General features: G+C 62.2%; 14 protein-coding genes. 9 read left to right on the top strand and 5 right to left on the bottom strand.

Annotated elements, in window-relative coordinates; translation table 11 throughout:
- The first annotated feature begins 257 nt into the window (after positions 1-257).
- A complete protein-coding gene (locus AB7535_RS22740) occupies positions 258-932 on the top strand; it encodes a Crp/Fnr family transcriptional regulator (protein WP_028152011.1) in 675 nt (224 codons plus the stop codon).
- Here the strand turns inward: AB7535_RS22740 and AB7535_RS22735 are convergent.
- Positions 929-2,179, bottom strand: coding sequence for an MFS transporter (locus AB7535_RS22735; protein ID WP_038957534.1), 1,251 nt, complete (start codon positions 2,177-2,179; stop codon positions 929-931). The genes AB7535_RS22740 and AB7535_RS22735 overlap by 4 nt on opposite strands.
- Positions 2,180-2,469: 290 nt before the next feature.
- Here AB7535_RS22735 and AB7535_RS22730 point away from each other — a divergent pair, with 290 nt between their 5' ends.
- Both AB7535_RS22730 and AB7535_RS22725 read left to right on the top strand, forming a co-directional pair.
- Complete coding sequence (locus tag AB7535_RS22730) at positions 2,470-5,790, top strand: adenylate/guanylate cyclase domain-containing protein (RefSeq protein ID WP_439036894.1); 3,321 nt, start codon at positions 2,470-2,472, stop codon at positions 5,788-5,790.
- 21 nt (positions 5,791-5,811) lie between these two features.
- The gene (locus AB7535_RS22725) at positions 5,812-6,492 is read left to right on the top strand and encodes a redoxin domain-containing protein (protein WP_439036893.1); all 681 of its coding nucleotides are present in this window, start codon (positions 5,812-5,814) and stop codon (positions 6,490-6,492) included.
- Here AB7535_RS22725 and AB7535_RS22720 read toward each other — a convergent pair.
- On the bottom strand, positions 6,489-7,349 hold the full coding sequence (locus AB7535_RS22720) for a uroporphyrinogen-III synthase (protein ID WP_439036892.1): 861 nt from the start codon (positions 7,347-7,349) through the stop codon (positions 6,489-6,491). The genes AB7535_RS22725 and AB7535_RS22720 overlap by 4 nt on opposite strands.
- Positions 7,350-7,489: 140 nt before the next feature.
- Between AB7535_RS22720 and purU the strand changes: the two genes are divergently transcribed.
- On the top strand, positions 7,490-8,353 hold the full coding sequence (gene purU, locus AB7535_RS22715; protein ID WP_439036891.1) for a formyltetrahydrofolate deformylase: 864 nt from the start codon (positions 7,490-7,492) through the stop codon (positions 8,351-8,353).
- Between the two features lie 265 nt (positions 8,354-8,618).
- Positions 8,619-9,071 (top strand): hypothetical protein, encoded by a 453-nt coding sequence (locus AB7535_RS22710; protein WP_439036890.1) that lies wholly within the window; start codon positions 8,619-8,621, stop codon positions 9,069-9,071.
- Between the two features lie 616 nt (positions 9,072-9,687).
- Here the strand turns inward: AB7535_RS22710 and AB7535_RS22705 are convergent.
- Complete coding sequence (locus tag AB7535_RS22705; RefSeq protein WP_441279799.1) at positions 9,688-10,227, bottom strand: hypothetical protein; 540 nt, start codon at positions 10,225-10,227, stop codon at positions 9,688-9,690.
- A 229-nt stretch (positions 10,228-10,456) separates the two neighbouring features.
- Here AB7535_RS22705 and AB7535_RS22700 point away from each other — a divergent pair, with 229 nt between their 5' ends.
- Positions 10,457-10,639, top strand: a complete 183-nt coding sequence (locus AB7535_RS22700) for a hypothetical protein (RefSeq protein WP_439036888.1) — start codon at positions 10,457-10,459, stop codon at positions 10,637-10,639.
- 96 nt (positions 10,640-10,735) lie between these two features.
- Here the strand turns inward: AB7535_RS22700 and AB7535_RS22695 are convergent, their stop codons facing one another.
- Complete coding sequence (locus tag AB7535_RS22695; protein ID WP_439036887.1) at positions 10,736-12,049, bottom strand: hypothetical protein; 1,314 nt, start codon at positions 12,047-12,049, stop codon at positions 10,736-10,738.
- Between the two features lie 149 nt (positions 12,050-12,198).
- Positions 12,199-12,957: a class I SAM-dependent methyltransferase gene (locus AB7535_RS22690; protein WP_439036886.1), complete on the bottom strand. Its 759-nt coding sequence runs from the start codon at positions 12,955-12,957 to the stop codon at positions 12,199-12,201.
- A gap of 313 nt (positions 12,958-13,270) precedes the next feature.
- Here AB7535_RS22690 and AB7535_RS22685 point away from each other — a divergent pair, with 313 nt between their 5' ends.
- The 3 genes from AB7535_RS22685 (at position 13,271) to wecB (ending at position 17,845) form a co-directional block, all read left to right on the top strand.
- Positions 13,271-15,319 carry a hypothetical protein gene (locus AB7535_RS22685; protein WP_439036885.1) on the top strand — a complete coding sequence of 683 codons (2,049 nt, stop codon included), beginning with the start codon at positions 13,271-13,273 and terminating at the stop codon, positions 15,317-15,319.
- 248 nt (positions 15,320-15,567) lie between these two features.
- Positions 15,568-16,602: a polysaccharide biosynthesis protein gene (locus AB7535_RS22680; protein ID WP_439037360.1), complete on the top strand. Its 1,035-nt coding sequence runs from the start codon at positions 15,568-15,570 to the stop codon at positions 16,600-16,602.
- Positions 16,603-16,705: 103 nt separating this feature from the next.
- Positions 16,706-17,845 carry a non-hydrolyzing UDP-N-acetylglucosamine 2-epimerase gene (wecB, locus tag AB7535_RS22675; RefSeq protein WP_439036884.1) on the top strand — a complete coding sequence of 380 codons (1,140 nt, stop codon included), beginning with the start codon at positions 16,706-16,708 and terminating at the stop codon, positions 17,843-17,845.
- Positions 17,846-17,847: the final 2 nt, after the last annotated feature.

Here is a 17,847-nt window from a genome sequence, read left to right as displayed (position 1 = left end):
CGGTGAGGCCATGCAGCTATTGGTCTCGACCGGCGCCGCGCCACTCTTGCTCCCGATCGGGATCAAAAGCCGCATCGCCCAAGGTGGTCCTCAATAGGGGAAAGCGCTATTTTGAAATGTCTCCCGCCTGACAATTCTGCGACAAAGTTTTTTCAGGCGGGAGTGGCCTTCATCTTTCGTCGGATGGTGGTCGAAGCGATCGTGTTGCAGTGCAGCAGAGAGATTGGGTGGCGAACGGTGCGGCTGGCTTCGGCATCATGATTTCAGAGGATCAACTGAAGCGGGTCGCCGCCTGGTCGCGCGAGCTCACGGACGCGGAGATTGAGGTCGCCCGCACCGGGATCACGGAACGGTCCTACCGCACCGGTGAGACCGTGTTCATGCGCGGCGATACGTTCAGCTATTGGGCGGGCATGGTGAGCGGCCTGGCACGGATGGGCGGGGTCTCGCGCGACGGCAAGGAGACGAGCCTTGCGGGGCTGACGGCCGGGGCCTGGTTCGGCGAGGGCAGCGTGCTCAAGAACGAGCCGCGCCGCTACGACGTGGTCGCGCTGCGCGACAGCCGCGTCGCGCTGATGGAACGCAGCGCCTTCATGTGGCTGTTCGAGAACAGCGTCGGCTTCAACCGCTTCCTGGTGCGTCAGCTCAACGAGCGGCTCGGCCAGTTCATCGGCATGCTCGAGGTCAACCGCACGCTGGATGCCACCGCACGCCTCGCGCGCAGCATCGCCTCGCTGTTCAATCCGATCCTCTATCCCGAGTCGACCGCGCATCTGGAAATCACCCAGGAGGAGATCGGGGCGCTCTCGGGCATGTCACGGCAGAACGCCAACCGCGCGCTGAACCGGCTGGAGAAGGAGGGGCTGCTGCGGCTCGAATATGGTGGCGTCACCATTCTCGATGTCGAGCGGCTGCGCGGCTACGGGGACTAGCGCGCGTTTGCGGGGGCGTGGACCGGCCAGAGGTCGGCGCGCCAGCGGACCGCGATCGCCAGCATCGCGATGAAGCCTGCGGCGGCGTAGAGCGAGCCCGTCGCGGAATAGCCGATGATGTCGATCAGGCTGCCGGCCGCGAGCAATCCGAGCGGCAGGCCGTAGATCACCATCATGCGCACGCCCATGACGCGGCCGCGCAGGTGCGCGCTGGCCGTCCGCATCAGGATCACGGCCGCTGATATCATCGACATGCTCTGGGCGATGCCGGCGAGAACGAGGCAGGCCATCGCCACCGGCATGGTCCTGATCTCGACGAACACCAGCAGCATGGCGTACCAGGCCAGCGTCGCGCCGATGAGAAGCCGGGCAATGCGCAGTCCGCTGACCAGGCTGAGCGTGATGGAGCCGATCAGCGAGCCCACGGCGAAGCTCGCCGAGAGATAGCCGAGGCCGGTTTGGTCGGTATGAAAGATGTCCCGCGCGATGTAGGGCAATAGTCCGCCGGTGAAGGGAAATGCGGTGAGATTGGCCAGGAAGGCGACGCACAGCGCCGCGCGCATTCCCGGGCCGTTCCAGGCATAGACGATCCCTTCCTTGAGGTCGCCCAGCAATCGCGAGACCGCGTGGCTGTTCGCCGGAAGATCGCTCGTCGTGACGGTCCTTTTCGGCCGGGTCAGGCAGAGCATGAGAAGTGCGGCCGCGAGATACAGACAGGCGATTGCCACGTAAACGAGGCCGATGCCGAGGACGGCGAACAGGCCTGCGCCGGTCAGCGCTCCGGCGATGCGGGCGCTGTCCTGGGTCGTGCGCGCAACGCTGATGGCGCCCACCAGTTGCTCGGCCGGCATGATCTCGGCAAGCAGCGCGCCGCGAACGCCGAGATCGGAGGGACGGATCAGCCCCATGAGCGCGACGATGATCATCACGCTCAGCGGCGACAAATGACCGGTCAGCGCCAGAACCATGATGGTCGACGAGAGCGCGGTATAGGCAAGACGCATCACGACCAGGAGATCGCGATGACCCATCCGGTCGCCGATCATGCCGAGCACCGGCGCGACCAAGGTCCCGACGAACTGCAGCGACGCAAGCACGGTGAGCAGCAGCACGGAGCCCGTCTCGACCATGATGTACCAGCCGAGCACCAGCGTCTCCACTTCGAACGCCCACGAGGTGAGCAGATCGGACGGCCACTGGAAGCGATAGTTGCGGATGCGGAACGGCGCGAGTGCGGATGTGCTCAAGATGCGATGACGGGTTTCACGGCGATTCCCCCTTATTCTTGTTCTTCTGTTGGCAGGGTAGCCCCGGCCATGCCTCTGTCAATTGGCGCTACCGCATGCCGCCATGCTTGCCGACGATTTGCGGTGTGCCAGTGCGCCCGCGGCATCGCTTCGTCGCCTAGCCGATACGGAGCGGGTGATCAACCACCGCTTGCTCTTCCCGTGTGACGAGCCCATGCTTGCCTGGTTCCTGGGCCCATTCGGCAGGTCCAGGAGCTCGCGCCATCGCGGCTTCCGCGAGGTCTTGACCAATGAACTGCTCTTGCTGTGGTTTAGAGGTCCAGAGCGGCTTTGCCTTCTGCCCGAAGTGCGGCACGAAGCAACCGAACGCGTGCCCCGGCTGCGGGTTTCCATGCGCGCCGGATTTCGCCTATTGCCCGAAATGCGGTGCCTTCGTCGCCGAGGTCCCCACAGGCGGGCAGGCATCGGCGCGGACGAGCCCGACGACGCTCCCGATCCGGTCCTCCTCTCCGCCGCTCGTGCCGACGGAGGACGCTCAAGCCGCATTTCGAGCTCCGTCGGACAAGATCGACAGCGAGGCGAACCGCCGCACCATCACCGTGCTGTTTGCCGACCTCAGCGGTTTCACTGCGATGAGCGAGCGGCTCGACCCCGAGGTCATGCAGACGCTTCAAAACGAATTGTTCGAGGAGTTGACGGCCGCGGTGCAAAGCTTTGGCGGCTTCGTGGACAAATTCATCGGCGATGCGCTGCTAGCTCTGTTTGGCGCGCCGGCGGCGCACGAGGACGACCCGGAGCGGGCGGTGCGCGCTGCCCTCGACATGATCGGCCGGACGGCGCGTCTCAGCGAACGCGCGAAGGCGTATGCCGGTTCACCACTGCTGCTCCATGTCGGCATCAACACCGGGCACGTCGTCGCGGGCGGGCTCGGTGCGGGCGTTTCCAAATCCTATTCGGTGACCGGCGACACGGTGAATACCGCCCAGCGGCTACAGTCGATGGCGGCTCCGGGCGAGGTGCTGGTCGGGCCGTTGACCCACCGTCTGACGCGGCATGCGTTCTCCTATGACTCGCTTGGCGAGGTCTCGCTCAAGGGCAAGATGGGCAGCGTGCTGGTCCACCGTCTGAAGGAGCCGCTCGACACGCCCCGTGCCGCGCGCGGTCTCGACACGCTGGGCCTCAATGCGCCGTTGATCGGGCGCGACGCCGAGCTTGCGCGCCTGATCGGCAGCCTTGATCGCGCGTGCGGCGGCGCGGCTCAACTGGTGCGGCTGGTCGGTGAAGCCGGCATCGGGAAAACGCGCCTGGTCAGCGAGTTCGTCGCGCGCATCCGCGACCAGGATCGATTCGCCGGCGTGGCGATCCGGCACGCGGCGTGCTCGCCGCTCGGCGAACAATCCTACGGCACTCTCGCCGCCGTGCTGCGCAGCGCCTATGGCATCGCGCAGAAGGCGGGCGCCGCAGAGGCGGAGGCAAAGGTCGCCGAAGCGCTGTCGGAGCTTGGCCTCGCGACCGACGAGGCCGACCGCCTGATGCCCCTCTATCTGCACGTCCTCGGCCTCGGCGACCCCAACGCCGCGCTCAGGCATGTCGAGCCCGAACAGCTCCGCCGGCAGATATTCTTCGCGATTCGCACCGTCTTCGAACGCCGCCTGGCACTGTCGCCACTGCTGATCATCGTCGAGGATCTGCATTGGGCCGACGCGGTGTCGCTTGAAGCGTTGCGGTTCCTGATGGACCGGCTGGAGCGGACGCGGCTGATGCTGCTGTTTACGCATCGGCCGATGCTGGAACTGGACCAGTTCGGTTCGAGCAGGATCAGCCACACGACCCTCCGGCTGCCCCCGCTTGGCGACGCCGACGGACAAAGGCTGCTCGCGGCCTATTTCAGTCACGGTTGGCGTGAACCGCCGGGAGCCCTGTTCGGTCGAATCCTCGATCGCGCCGGCGGCAATCCGCTTTTCCTCGAGGAGATCATACGCGGCCTCATCGAAGCCGGCACCCTCGAGCGCGACGGCGCGCAGTGGCGGATGAAGTCGGATGACGCCGCCGCCGATATCCCGGCAAGCATTCAGGCGTTGTTGCTGGCGCGTCTCGACCGGTTGCCGCATCAGGTGCGCCGCCTGGCACAGGAGGCCGCCGTGATCGGCCCGCGTTTTGATGCGGTTGCTCTCGGTGCGGCGGCAACCGAGCCGGCAAGGGTTGAAGCAGGGCTCGAGCTTCTGTGCGACGCGGAGATCATCGAGGAGATCGCGGGCGCGAACTCGATTTCGCTGCGGACCTACCGCTTCACGCAAACCATGCTTCAGGACGTGATCTATCAAAACCTGCTTCTGCAGCGCCGGATCGAGCTTCATGGACGGATCGGCGGGGCGTTCGAGAGGCTCTATGGCACCGAGCCCGAGCGCCTCGACGATCTCATACTGCTCGGACATCACTTCAGTCTGAGCGCGAGCAAGCCGAAAGGCGCACGCTATCTGCGCGCAGCCGGCGATCGCGCACGCGCCAGCTATGCCAATGACGATGCCATCCGTCTCTACCAACAGGCCCTCGCCGTGCTGTTGACCGGCGGCGAACAGGAGCCGGAACGTCTGGTCCTGTACGAGCGGATTGCGGACCTCTGTGGCGCGGCTGGCCGACGGAATACGGCCGAGGAGCACTATCAGAGCGCGTTGGAGGGGCACCGCGCCATCCAGGACCGGATCGGCGAAGCGCGAATTCTTCGCAAGCTTGGACGATTGCTGTGGGACGCCGGCAAGCGGATCAGGGCAGAGACGCATTACGCCGAGGCGGCCAAACTGCTTGGAGGGACCGACGCGCCCATCGAGTGGGCGCATCTGTTGCAGGAGCGTGGCCGTCTCGCGTTTCGGACCGGCGATCACGTCGCCGCCGCAAGATGGGCAGACGAGGCGCTCGGCTATGCACGGTCCGTACCGGCGGACGCGGACGAGCAGGGTGGGCCCGAGGCGGCACGTGCGATTGCGGAGGCCCTCAACACCAAGGGCGTTGCGCTGGCGCGGCTTGGACGACACGAGGAGGCGGTGCGCGAGGTGGAGCAAAGTGTTGCCGCCGCCGAAACCGCCGGCCTCCTCAACGTAGCCTGCCGCGGCTACACCAATCTCGGTGTGCTCTACACGATCGTCGACCCGGCGAAAGCCGTGGAGGTCTGCCGGCGTGGACTCGATGTCGCGCGTCGGATCGGGGATCTCGGCTTCCAGGCGCGCCTCCTTGCCAATTTTGCCGTTGCCTGTTGCACCTTCACGGACAGATGTACCGAGGAAGGGGTGCCGGCTGCCGAAAAGGCGATCGAAATCGACCGTGCACTCGATCAGCGCGAGCATCTCTCCGTGCCCCTGATCGTGCTCGGGCAAATCCATCAATGCCACTTCCGCCCCGATCTGGCCGCCCTCTGCTACAATGAGGCAATCGAGGTGGCGAACGAAACCGGTGAGCCGCAGCAGCTGTTTCCATGCTATGATGGTCTCGCCACGCTGAGCCTTGATCGAGGCGACATGCCCGAGGCCGACCGATATTTCGCGCTGGCCCATGATGTCTGCGCCCGCCATGGGCTTGATCCCGCCGGGCTGATCGTACTGCCATTTCTTGACTAGGTCATATGAAGGAGTTCAACCATGTCAGAACTTCATGTCGACGGACCGCTTCAGCCGGGCGATCGCGCGCCGAACATCGTGCTGGACGCCATCACACGCGATGGAACGATCGCGCTCCAGGATTTTCGCGGGCATAGCCCGATATTGATCGGCTTGTTTCGCGGGCTGCACTGCCCGTTCTGTCGGCGCCATATCGCGGCACAAGCGCAACTTGGCGCAGCCCTGCGCGACAAGGGCGTCGAAAGTCTTACGGTCGTGAATACGCCCATCGAACGCGCGCGGCTCTACTTCCGCTATCATCCCTTGCCCAATCTGCTCGCCGCGTCCGACCCCGAGCGGGTCTCGCACCGCGCGTTCGGCCTGCCCACTATCGAGTTTACGGAGAACGAAACCGAGTGGCCGCGCAAGGTGGGTATGGACGTCGTCAAGAGCATGCAGGTGGATGTGCCCGGCGAAACATCGGGGTCGATGAATCGGTTGGCGGCTGCCGAGTACCTCAACAACAAGGACGGTTACGAGATGATGGAGGCCGATCAGCGCATGGCGGCAACCGGCCAGGGCCAGCTGTTCGGCCAGTTCCTGCTCGATCGCGAGGGGATCGTGCGCTGGACCTTTACCGAGGTTCCTGAAGGCGGCCACCGCATGTTCGGGGCTCCGAGCCCTCAGGAGTTGATGTCGGCCGCCTCGCAGGTGGCGAGCTAGGCATCGGCGCCTGGTGATTGGCCCGCCACCTTCGGTCGTTTCTCGGCGAGCGCTGCCGCCATCGCCGAGATCAGCGGGCGCATGAAATAGTGGTCTTCCGCCGGCGCGATGTCGGTGCGCAGGCCATGCGCGGCGAGCTCCCCGGACACCGCAGGACCCACCGACGCAATCAGCGTCCGCTCCAACCCTGCGCGCAACTTCGCCTCACTGCCATGTGCCTTCGCGGCCTCCACGAGGCGGCGGACCTGGCCAAGATTGGTCAGCGCGATGGAATCGATCCGCCCCTCGGCCATGTCGTCGATGGCGGCGACGATGTTGGCATCCGCTGCCTTGGAATCGTAGGCATAAGGCAGAACGGTATCGACATCGGCGCCCTGCGCGGCAAGTGCGCCGGTCAGTGCGCTGTGGTCCTTGTCCGGATAAAGCTGAAGGCCGACGCGTCGCCCCTTCAGATCGAGCCTGCCCAGCATTTCGATCACGCCCTCGGTGGTCGGCTTCTCCGTCGTCTGCTGCGCATCGAGAGAGATCTCGCGCAACGCCTTGCCGGGCTTCGGGCCGCGGGTGAATTTTCGCGATTTGGCGAGGGCTGCGACCAGAGCCTGGTCGAGACCACGGGTCCGCGCGAGCTTCATGATCCGCCGCAGGCCTTCGCCCGTCATCAGCACGAGGTCGTCAAAGGGCTGGTCGATGGCGCGGCGGATCCAGGCCTCGACCGGGGCGGGATCGGGCGCGTCGTGAATCGTGAACATCGGGCACTGCACGACATCGGCACCCTGCTCGGCCAGAAGCTTTGAAAACTGCGCCTCCTCGCGCGTCTCCAGGATCAGGATGCGGTAGCCGTTCAAGCGGTCGGCCATGGGGATGCTCCGGTCAGAATTCGCAATCGTCTGTTCATCCTGACTCCGCGCTCGGGATTGGCGCAAGGGCGGGGTCGGTGATAGAGCAGGGCGCAAATCGCGGGGTTCCGCATCCTCTGCCCAAACCTTCATCAAGAGCCATGCCCGATCATCAATATGTCCTGACCCTGTCCTGCCCGGATCGTCCCGGCATCGTCTCGGCGGTGTCGACCTTCCTGGCCCATAACGGACAGAACATTCTCGATGCCCAGCAGTTCGACGACATCGAGACCAAGAAGTTCTTCATGCGCGTGGTGTTCACCGCCGCCGATCTCGCTGTGGAACTGTCGGCGCTCCAGACCGGCTTTGCCGCGATCGCGGAGCGTTTCGGCATGGATTGGCAGATGCGCGACCGTGCTGCGCATCGCAAGGTGATGCTGCTGGTGTCGAGGTCCGACCATTGCCTGGTCGACATCCTCTATCGCTGGCGCACCGGCGAGTTGCCGATGGTCCCGACCGCAATCGTCTCCAACCATCCGCGCGAGGCCTATGCCGGGCTCGATTTCGGCGGCATCCCGTTCCACCATCTGCCTGTCACCAAGGAGACCAAGCGCGAGCAGGAGGCGCAGATCCTCGATCTCGTCGCCAAGACCGGAACCGATCTCGTCGTGCTCGCGCGCTACATGCAGATCCTGTCGGATGACCTTTCTGCCAAGCTTTCCGGCCGCTGCATCAACATCCACCACTCGTTCCTGCCGGGCTTCAAGGGCGCAAAGCCCTATCACCAGGCCCATGAGCGGGGCGTCAAGCTGATCGGTGCAACCGCCCATTACGTCACGCGCGACCTCGACGAAGGCCCGATCGTCGATCAGGACGTCGAGCGCATCAGCCACCGCGACACGCCGGAGGATCTCGTCCGCAAGGGCCGCGATATCGAGCGGCGCGTGCTGGCGCGCGCGATCCGCTACCACCTCGACGACCGCGTCATCCTCAACGGCCGCAAGACTGTGGTGTTTGTGGATTAGGCAAGTATCGCAACACTAATCTGCCGATCCGTAGGACCTCCGAGCCTCCCGATGACCGTCAAGCTGCTCGTCGAATCCGGAAATGATTTCGCCGACAACAGCAATCACGGCGATCGGGCGATCTTTGGAGGCATCGTGGCAAGGCTGCGCGGCATCTGGCCGGGCTGCGAGACGCTGGATCAGGGCGGAGGCGAATGTCGCGCAGGCGCAGGGTGGAGGCGTCACGGCCGTTGCCGCGGGCGAGGCGGCCAGCGACGCGCGGCGAATGGAGCTCTTGCGCGACTGCGACCTGGTCCCGGCGGCGGGTAGCGGGTATTTCACCGAGAGCTTCGCGCCTCACGCACGCAGAGTTCTCGATACGCCGGCGGCGGGCTTGCGGCGCGGCAAGCCGGCGGCGATCCTGAGTTGCGGGTTCGAGGCCGTCCGAGGCCGGGCGCTGGCGGAGAGAATGCTGTCGGTGCTGCCGAAGCTCGGCCGCATCGTTTGCCGAGAACCGCCGCAGAGCCCCGACGTGCTCCGCTCCTTCGGAGTTCCGACCGATCGGATGGTGATCGCGGGCGACGGGGCCATCGAGTTCGCGCTTGCGAGGCGGCCCGAGGTGCTGGGCAGGGGGCTGGCATCAACGTGCGTTGCGCCGACTATGCCGGCGTCGGGCCTGCCACAATCGCCGACCGGCGCAAGATGTTGCGCGGCGCGGTCGTTGATCTGGACGCGCTGATCGTCCCCGTTCCGATTTCGGTCTTCGGGCCTTCCGACGCGGATGCCATCCGCGAGACGCTGGGCGACTTGGCGGAGCGGGTCGATGACCATCGCGGACTTGCTACTGGCACGGGCCGGCGATTGCTGCCTTGTCGTTACCGGCAGCTACCACGCTGCCATGTTTGCCCCGTCGCAAGGCGTCTCCGTGGTGGCGCTGGCCGGGTCACCTCACTACAGGTTGAAGTTTCGGGGGTCTGCAGGCCAGCTTCTCCGACACGGGGATTCAGATCGTTGAACTGGGGCGGAGAAACCGCCTCCGCGCTAGCTCACGCCATTGCGAAAGGTTGGTGCGAGACCGCCGGGGCTCACGCGGATCTGCTGTGCGCAGCCGAGCGCAACATCGTTCAGGACCGCGCATTCCGTTAGGCCGAGTCCGATGTCGCCAAAATCGATGCATTCACTCTCCGCAGCGGAGATCGAAACCTTCGACGCCATGGTTACCTGGGGCCGTTCACCGCCTTTGATCCGCAGCAGGCGCAGTAGGCGCGCCAGACCATTCTCGAGCGCGTGCTAACCACGCCGACGCGCTATTGCCCGTTCAGTCTGCGCGTCCGTCACCTCGACAGCCGGACCGTCTACGATCTGTGCTCCTCGCCCGAAATTCTGGGACCCATGGCCTCGCTCTCTCGCTCTTTGGGTCGAACCTCGTATTGAGGAACTCGAACCTGTTCAACAAGCCGCCGGACGAGCCTTTCTAGCTCGCGGAATATACGTGGCACCAGGATCACCGCAACTGGAACATGGAGCCGGTTCTCAACATCTCGGCCTAGCCGGCGATCTTTGCCGATTTCTCCGAGCCTGCGTCGGCGTTGCGGCGTCGTGTTGAAGTGAATCTCGCTGGTATCCTGGATGGCCAGCACATGACGGCTTTCTACTGTCGCGGCCATGCTTTCGCCCCAGCTTTCGCTGATCCGCTCCGCTCTCACCTTGTCGTGGCCAAGAAAGCGGTTGAACCGCACCTCCAGCGCGCGATCTCCCGGCAAAAGCCGCCGTAGGCAGACAATTCTGCCCGCAACCATGCGTTCGACAAGCGCCGCCCCCTTTATCGAGACGACAATCTCAGAACCGGCCCAACGTCCAGTCAATTCGTGACGACATCGCGGCACCCCGTCCAACCATGGAGTGCTGCAATAGAAATCACACAGACTTCCGATTCTGGAATCCCTCGCGGCCAACCCGGGGCAATCCGCCGCACCACCAGATATGGGCATGCCTTAGACCCAGGGGCGGAGATCACACTGTGCGCTGGGGAGTTGCACCCGCGATCTCGTAGGCAGCGGTCGACGAAGCCGTGCTGCGCGTCAACGACGCCGCCGTGACGTCGAACGCAGGCAGGAGGGGGACGTGGTCGTGCTCGAAGGCCTCGTGCCGGAGCGCCTCCTCCGGCTCCGATCCGACCGGGTTCGCCTTCAGCTGGACGACTGCACGCCGCTCTGGCCTTGCGACTTGAATGCCGCAAGCGGTGACAAGCGCCTGCACGGACTTGGTGTGCGCCGTGTCTCGCTGGTGGCCGTCGGCAACGGGTAAAAGCCTCGCGATCGCCTTCGCGTACGCCGAGGAAGGATCCCGTCCTTCGTCATGCTTTAGCGAACCGCGCCTCGGGAGGTGAGGGGCGCGGAGCCTTCATCGCGCAGATGATCGTTCGAACATCGCGCGCGGCGTCACATACCAGAGTAGAAAGAGTACCCCAGCCCCATGCGTCAGAAGCGTAGTCGACAGAGGAACGTTGAGAAAGACCTGCGGCAGGATCGCGCTGGAAATCAAGACAAAGCTGGGCGGCAGATCCGCAGACAGACGATTGCCGAAAGCGAAGACCAGCCCGCTCGCGAACGCCGCGATCGGTGCAAGCATGGGGCCGACAGAGGCGACGCCTTCGGTCGCAAACAGTGACGCATTCAAATATCCGAGTTCATAAGCTCGATTCATCACGATCGTCAGTGGTTCGCTGTAGGCACATGAAACGAACGGCTTCAGGAATCCGATCTGACAGAAATGGGTCAGCTCGTGCCTGGAGAAATAATCGTTGTAGATATCGAAGGCGTTCGACGGGATTATCATCATCCGAAAATTGACTGTGTAGAAGAGGGTTGGCAACACCATGAAAATGGAGGTCAGGAGTCCTGCAAGCATCGGCAGCAACAGGGAGAGAATGACGGCAGTTCTGGATCCGAAATATCTGGCGAGAAAGGCAACAAAGACCAGCCAAACTGGCGTAAAAACAGCGAACTTGGTCAGCGTAACCGGATAAAATAGCAGAGAGAGAACCAGCGCCGCACCCGCGCGCCAAATGTTTCTTCGCGCAACGAAACAGGCAAAAGCGAAGGGGAGCATGGTGGTGGTGATGATCCCGATCGCGTACCTGAGTCCGGCAGGAAAATCGAGCTTGTCACGGTAGCGGTAGATATCCTCTATGGGTACAATTCTGAAATTAAAAATCGCACCCGCTATGATCGTGGCCAAGGATAACAGCAGGATGAGCGTCAGCAAATGATCGAACACGCTCGCGGGCAGTTCGTATGCTCTGCCAACAGGTGATACGATCAGTGTGGCGGGGACAAGAAACGCAACAGCCGAAAAAGCCGCAGACCATCCAGCCAATCTGTGATCGTAGTGGAAGTCGCTGAAGCAGTTTAGCCAAAGATAGCCGAGGATCATCGAATAGAAATAGAATCCGACCAGGTACCCGAAACTGAAACGAGCTACCAAGAAGATCATTCCGACAAAGGCGAAGGCTGCGACCACTGCGACTGCCACCGGCAATCGAGCCGGCTCGTAGAAAATATGGAACGCGGCGGCACTAAAATAATGGCTGCTGAAAGTTGTGACGGCTCTCAAAGAGAACCCGACGGTGACAATGTACAAGCAAATCAGGACGCCGATTCCGCCTGGACCTTCGACGAGACCGGCAATTGCCCGCCATCTATCCTTTAAAGTCATTCACCGGATTCCTTAAGGGGTCGAACGACCTCAATAGGGGCGAGGGGAGCGCCTGGCAACCGGGCGGAGCCGGCATCGCTTGCGGGCCACCATAGCCTGCATCTTCGGGGGGCCATCGCACTGAGCACGCCGTCGATCGCATTGCGCCGTCAGGACGCAGGACGTTCCGAATCGGCTTTTGCCCAAACAGGAAAATCTTCGAGCCGCCAGATCCCGATAATCCGGCCGACGCTGATGGAGTCATCGGCAATCTCCATGATCGGTGGCCCGAAATTGTATGGAGAAATCTGTAAATTCAGAATGCGGAAGTCTCCGCTGTCGATGTCGGAGTTGTACCCAGTCGCTCGTTCTGTCGTCGTCAGAAAGAATCTGCTTTTTGAATTGTAGACGTTTCTGATCAGGCTCATGCTATCCGCAAAGCTCAGGTGGAAAAGCACCTCCCGGCAAAACACCGCATCCGCGGCCGGAATATCTTCGGTGATGGCATCCAGGCAAATGAAATTCCGCTGCGCAGTGGAAAATTCCTTCTGGTTGTGCGCAATGACGGACGGAACGATATCGATCCCGGTGTATGAGCAGGGCAGTTCTATCTTCTTCATCCAGGTGAAGTCTCCGCAGCCGATGTCTAGGAGCGACGATATGCCGAGCTCGGATAGGACTTTCGGAAGGGTCGCGATGACTTTCTGTGCCGCGCGCTCACTTGACCCGGCTCCTGAAGAGGGCTGGCCCTCATTCAGCTTCCAAAGATCGTTCTGATAAATTGCAGCGAAGCGATCCCGCACGGGAGCGCGCTTGTCGATGGTGAATCTATTCCCCCTCGCCTGGCGCAGCCAGTCGATGACTCTCGTCAGGCCAAGACGATGAAGTGTTCCTCGTAAGAACTCGCGCGCCGTGACCCTAAGCGTCATTTACAACTCCAGCCGGGATGTCAGGGATAGAAGAGCGGACAGTACTTGAAAGCCGGTCGCTGTAGAAGGGGGAGGCAATTCAGGTCTCCGGGGGCCACCTGGCGGCGAATTCGCCAACGTCCGTGGGGATCCTGCCCGAATTGGCCGCCAGGTCTGCGGCAGAGACCGCGACTCGCTCACTTGTCGATGCCCCAATCGACGTATAAACGATCCGTTCAAGTTGTGAATCCGCGCCCGTATTGCCGCCGATCCGCTCGGAGGTCGGACCCAGATCGACCCGATTGTGAGTCTCCCTATAATGTCGAGAAAATCCGTGACGATGCCTGGCCGCCCGGACTGGGTTCTTGGGGTGGGGTTCGCCCTGTTGGGTGCGGTGCTGGGCGCTGCCGTGCTTCACCAATCGAGCATGTTGTACTTCTATCAGGCGTTCATGCCGGAGATGGTCTATTCGGCGTGTGGTCACGGCTTCGTGCGCTCCCCGGTCACTCCCCCGCCGATGGTCGATTTCCTGTCCGGGCGCGCCACCGTGTTCGACTGCGCGTCGATCGGGATCGCTCCGGAAGAGCCGGCCGGCATCTTCTTTCGTTCGCAGCTCTATCTGGGTTGGGCGGTCTCTGCCTTGTGGCGCGTGACGTCAATTCGCTACACGAACCTTTGGCCGCTGGTTTCGACGCTGGTCGGTGCCTATGCGTGCGGCTGCTTCGTGCTCGTGCGTCTTTTTTTTGCCAGATGGCCGGCTGCGGCAGGGGCCGTTCTCCTGACTCTGTCGCCGGTCATGCTGTCAATGGTTCCGTACTTTCGGGACTTCGCCAAGGCGCCATTCTTCATCTGGGCTCTCGTCTTTCTGATTTTGACCATCCGCGCCGAGTCGCCGCGCATGGCTTTGTTGTGGGGGGCCCTGTCTGGCGCGACGGTCGGCTTGGGAGTCGGCTTTCGCTCCGACGTTTTCATCCTGTTGCCAATCGGAAGCATCGCATTGGTGGTCGGTTCGGGACCGAAGAGATGGAAAGTCGGCGTCGCAACAATCGCCGTTTTCGTCGCAACAGCCTTGCTTTCAGCCGCGCCGCTGTTGGGGGTCGGAAAGGCCGGCGCATCCGGCACGTTGCTGATGCAGGGCTTGTCAGATCCATTCCAGAGTTATCTGGATTTGGGGCCTGTGCCGTATTCGCTGGGAGCGCGCTATTCAGACGAGATCACGCTGTCGTCCGTCGCCGCAGACTTGCGTCCTGCTGATCCGGGTTGGGATGCGGGCGAAGGAAAGCTGGGCCACGCGGTTTCCCAAGCCATAACACGATCGGGTTCTTACGTGCTCGGTTGGCTTCCTTACTTCGCCGGGGACATGACGACGCAAGCGCTGAAATCTGCCGCCTGGGTGATCGTGTTTCCAGAACTCGTCGCGCCCGGGCGTGTCAATCTGGATCCAGGTGTTCCGGTGCGTGCGGCTCCGTGGATCGCGCGCTTGCTGAACCGGCTCTACGATCGCCTGGCGAACCCGTGGGTTGCGATCATTTGTGCGGCGGGATTTGTCGCGTTCTTCTGGCGAGAGGCGGCAGTCAGGCCGCGTGAAGCGTTCGCTCTGTTTCTGATGTTCGGCGCGCTTTTGACATATCCGGTGGTGCAGTTTTCGGTTCGGCACGTCTTTCAACTCGAGTTCGTCTGGATCCTGTCAGTTCTCGCGTTCTTCAGCGTTCCCTTTGAATGGTCGCGGCTTCGTGGCGTTTTGCCTCGCTTCCTGATCGTTGCGGCGATCGCGCTGGTCGGACTGATTTCAGCATACGCCGGCATGACGATGTATCAGGATCGCGCCCTGCGGCATCAATTCGAAGCGTTGCTGGCGCAACCGAGAGAGCCGATCGCCCTCGTCGCAAAACCCTCCGCCGGCGAGACGGCGATCTTCGGTCTGCCACTGCCCGACAGACATCGCGCGCTTGTCGAAAGCGCCCCGGACAGTATGACCCCCAAACTTGGCGAACGGGGTCTGCAGTGGGATGTGCGGGCTTCCGGAGATCGCATCCTGCTGACTTTCGGCGGAGAGAACTGCCGGCAGGGCAGGGCGACGGTTTCATTCCAATACGCGAAGCGCGAAGGCATATGGCAACCCCTCGATCACGGCTTCTCGGTGGACCTTCCGCAGGACCGGGCTTCGTTCAGCACGGTGCTGGTGCCGGCGTTCTATCGGCCGACCCAATATCTGTCCGAGATCCAACTGCCGACCGAATATGCGGCGTGTCTGGTCAAGGCTGAGAGAGTGATCGGGCCGACAAGACTTCCGCTTCTTCTGGACGCCGCGCTTGCCCCCGGATGGCAGGACCGGCCCTTGCATCGTGCCTTCGGGGGATTCTCCACATTCGGGACCAAATGACAGGTCGGTGACGGCGATGTTGATGCCGAAGGCTCATGCGCCGATTTGGTCGAATTCGGCTCGAATCCGCCCAAACCAAGCGTTCCACGCCCTAATTTGTGTTTAATCCCCGTATCGGCCTGATATGAGGGCAATGGGCGGTTGCGGAAGCGCGGGGGGTTCTGTAGCAGTTTTCTGAAGGCCGGGTCGAGTTCGACTGCAAAATGCTCGCAGCGCCGCCAACTTTGATAGATCGCTTGGGAACGTCAATGTTCGAAGACAAATGCTTGCTCATCACGGGTGGCACCGGGTCTTTTGGCAACGCAGTATTGCGTCGCTTTCTTTCGTCAGCAATTCGCGAAATTCGCATTTTCAGCCGGGACGAGAAGAAGCAGGATGATCAGCGCAAGCTGTACAATTCCGACAAGCTCAAGTTCTATCTTGGCGATGTCCGTGACTACTCGAGTCTTCTCGGCCCGATGCGTGGCGCCGATTTCGTGTTCCATGCCGCCGCGCTGAAGCAGGTACCGTCCTGCGAGTTCCATCCCATGGAGGCGGTCAAGACCAATGTCGTGGGAACGGAAAACGTGCTCGAGGCGGCGATTGCATCCAACGTCAAGCGCATCGTCTGCCTCTCGACCGACAAGGCCGTGTACCCGATCAATGCGATGGGAATATCCAAGGCGCTGATGGAAAAGGTCATGGTCGCCAAGTCGCGCAATCTCGATGAGCGATCGACGGTGATTTGCGGCACGCGTTACGGCAACGTCATGGCCTCGCGCGGCTCGGTCATTCCGTTGTTCGTTGATCAGATTCTCGCCGGCAAGCCCATCACCATCACCGATCCGAACATGACGCGCTTCATGATGTCGCTCGGCGACGCGGTGGATCTCGTGCTCTATGCGTTCGAGCACGGCGACAACGGCGACATCTTTGTCCAGAAGGCTCCCGCCGCGACGATCGAAGTTCTTGCCGAGGCGATGGTGAAGGTTCTTGGCCGTCCCGATCACCCAATCCAGATCATCGGGACCCGTCACGGGGAGAAGCTGTACGAAACGCTGCTCAGCAGGGAGGAGCGCGCCAGCGCGCAGGATCTCGATCTCTACTTCCGTGTTCCGCCTGATTTGCGCGACCTGAACTACACGAAATTTTTCGAAGAGGGCGAAACGCAGATCTCGCGCAGCGAGGATTACAATTCCCACAATACCGAACGCCTTGATGTCGCCGGCATGATCAAGTTGCTCAATAGCCTTGATTACATCCGCACGGTCGTTGCAGGCCGCACACCCGTCAACGAAGGATGACGAAGCGGCGTGGTAAACCCGACGGGGCTGGGCATGCCACTGCTGCTCGTAGCCGGTGGGTGGTCGTCAAGTTGCAAAAAATGAGACGTAGGATGTCGGGTTCATGACTGCTGGCAAGCTGAAGGTACTTACGGTAATCGGCACCAGACCCGAGATCATTCGGCTGTCGCGCGTTATCGCCAAGCTCGATCAATTCTGCGATCACACGCTGGTCCATACCGGACAGAATTACGACTACGAGCTGAATCAGATCTTCTTCGATGATCTTGGTATCCGAAAGCCGGATGTTTTTCTCGGGGCTGCGGGCGCGACGGCAGCCGAGACGATCGGCAACGTCATCATCGCGACGGACCGGGTCCTGGCGGAGCGGGGTCCGGAGGCTCTGCTTATCCTCGGCGACACGAACAGCAGCCTCGCGGTGATCGCAGCCAAGCGTCGCAGGATTCCGATCTTTCACATGGAGGCGGGCAACCGCAGCTTCGACGACCGCGTTCCGGAGGAGATCAATCGACGGATCGTCGATCACACCGCGGATATCAATCTCACTTATTCGACCATCGCCCGCGACTATCTGCTCCGCGAGGGATTGGCGCCCGACCGCGTCATCAAGACCGGGAGCCCGATGTTCGAAGTGCTGGAGCACTACCGTCCACAGATCGATGCTTCCGGCGTACGGGCGCGGCTCGGGCTGGAGACCGGCCGCTATTTCGTCGTCAGTGCGCACCGGGAGGAGAACGTCGATTCCGAGACGAATTTCGCCAAGCTCAGAGAGATGCTTAATGCTGTTGCCGCGCAGTTCAACCTGCCGGTCATCGTCTCGACCCATCCGCGCACCCAGAAGCGCATCGACGCGAGGGGCATGTCGTTCCGGCCCGAAGTCCAACTGCTGAAGCCGCTTGGATTCAGCGACTATGTCAATCTGCAGATCGGAGCCCGCGCCGTACTTTCAGACAGTGGCACCATCACCGAGGAAGCGTCGATTCTTGATCTCCCGGCGCTGAACATTCGAGAGGCGCACGAGCGCCCCGAAGGCATGGAGGAGGGAACCGCGATGATGGTCGGCCTCGACGTGGATCGTGTCATGCAAGGGATTGCAATCCTCGATGCGCGAGAGCGCGGCGCCGATCGGGCCCTCCAGATCGTATCCGACTATGCGACGCCTAATGTGTCCGACAAGGTCGTTCGCATCATTCATAGTTATACCGACTACGTCAAAAGGGTTGTCTGGAGAACGAATCGTTAGAA

The organism is Bradyrhizobium sp. 956_D2_N1_4 (assembly GCF_052076025.1).
GTDB lineage: Bacteria > Pseudomonadota > Alphaproteobacteria > Rhizobiales > Xanthobacteraceae > Bradyrhizobium > Bradyrhizobium barranii.
The sequence above is the reverse complement of the archived record's forward strand: the minus strand, read 5'-3'. Positions and strand labels throughout refer to the sequence as shown.

Excerpts from the sequence above, each read along its gene's own strand:
- AB7535_RS22740 (WP_028152011.1), top strand. The coding sequence starts at position 258 with ATGATTTCAGAGGATCAACTGAAGCGGGTCGCCGCCTGGTCGCGCGAG.
- AB7535_RS22730 (WP_439036894.1), top strand. The coding sequence starts at position 2,470 with ATGAACTGCTCTTGCTGTGGTTTAGAGGTCCAGAGCGGCTTTGCCTTC.
- AB7535_RS22725 (WP_439036893.1), top strand. The coding sequence starts at position 5,812 with ATGTCAGAACTTCATGTCGACGGACCGCTTCAGCCGGGCGATCGCGCG.
- AB7535_RS22720 (WP_439036892.1), bottom strand. The coding sequence starts at position 7,349 with ATGGCCGACCGCTTGAACGGCTACCGCATCCTGATCCTGGAGACGCGC.
- purU (WP_439036891.1), top strand. The coding sequence starts at position 7,490 with ATGCCCGATCATCAATATGTCCTGACCCTGTCCTGCCCGGATCGTCCC.
- AB7535_RS22710 (WP_439036890.1), top strand. The coding sequence starts at position 8,619 with ATGGAGCTCTTGCGCGACTGCGACCTGGTCCCGGCGGCGGGTAGCGGG.
- AB7535_RS22695 (WP_439036887.1), bottom strand. The coding sequence starts at position 12,049 with ATGACTTTAAAGGATAGATGGCGGGCAATTGCCGGTCTCGTCGAAGGT.
- AB7535_RS22690 (WP_439036886.1), bottom strand. The coding sequence starts at position 12,957 with ATGACGCTTAGGGTCACGGCGCGCGAGTTCTTACGAGGAACACTTCAT.
- AB7535_RS22680 (WP_439037360.1), top strand. The coding sequence starts at position 15,568 with ATGTTCGAAGACAAATGCTTGCTCATCACGGGTGGCACCGGGTCTTTT.
- wecB (WP_439036884.1), top strand. The coding sequence starts at position 16,706 with ATGACTGCTGGCAAGCTGAAGGTACTTACGGTAATCGGCACCAGACCC.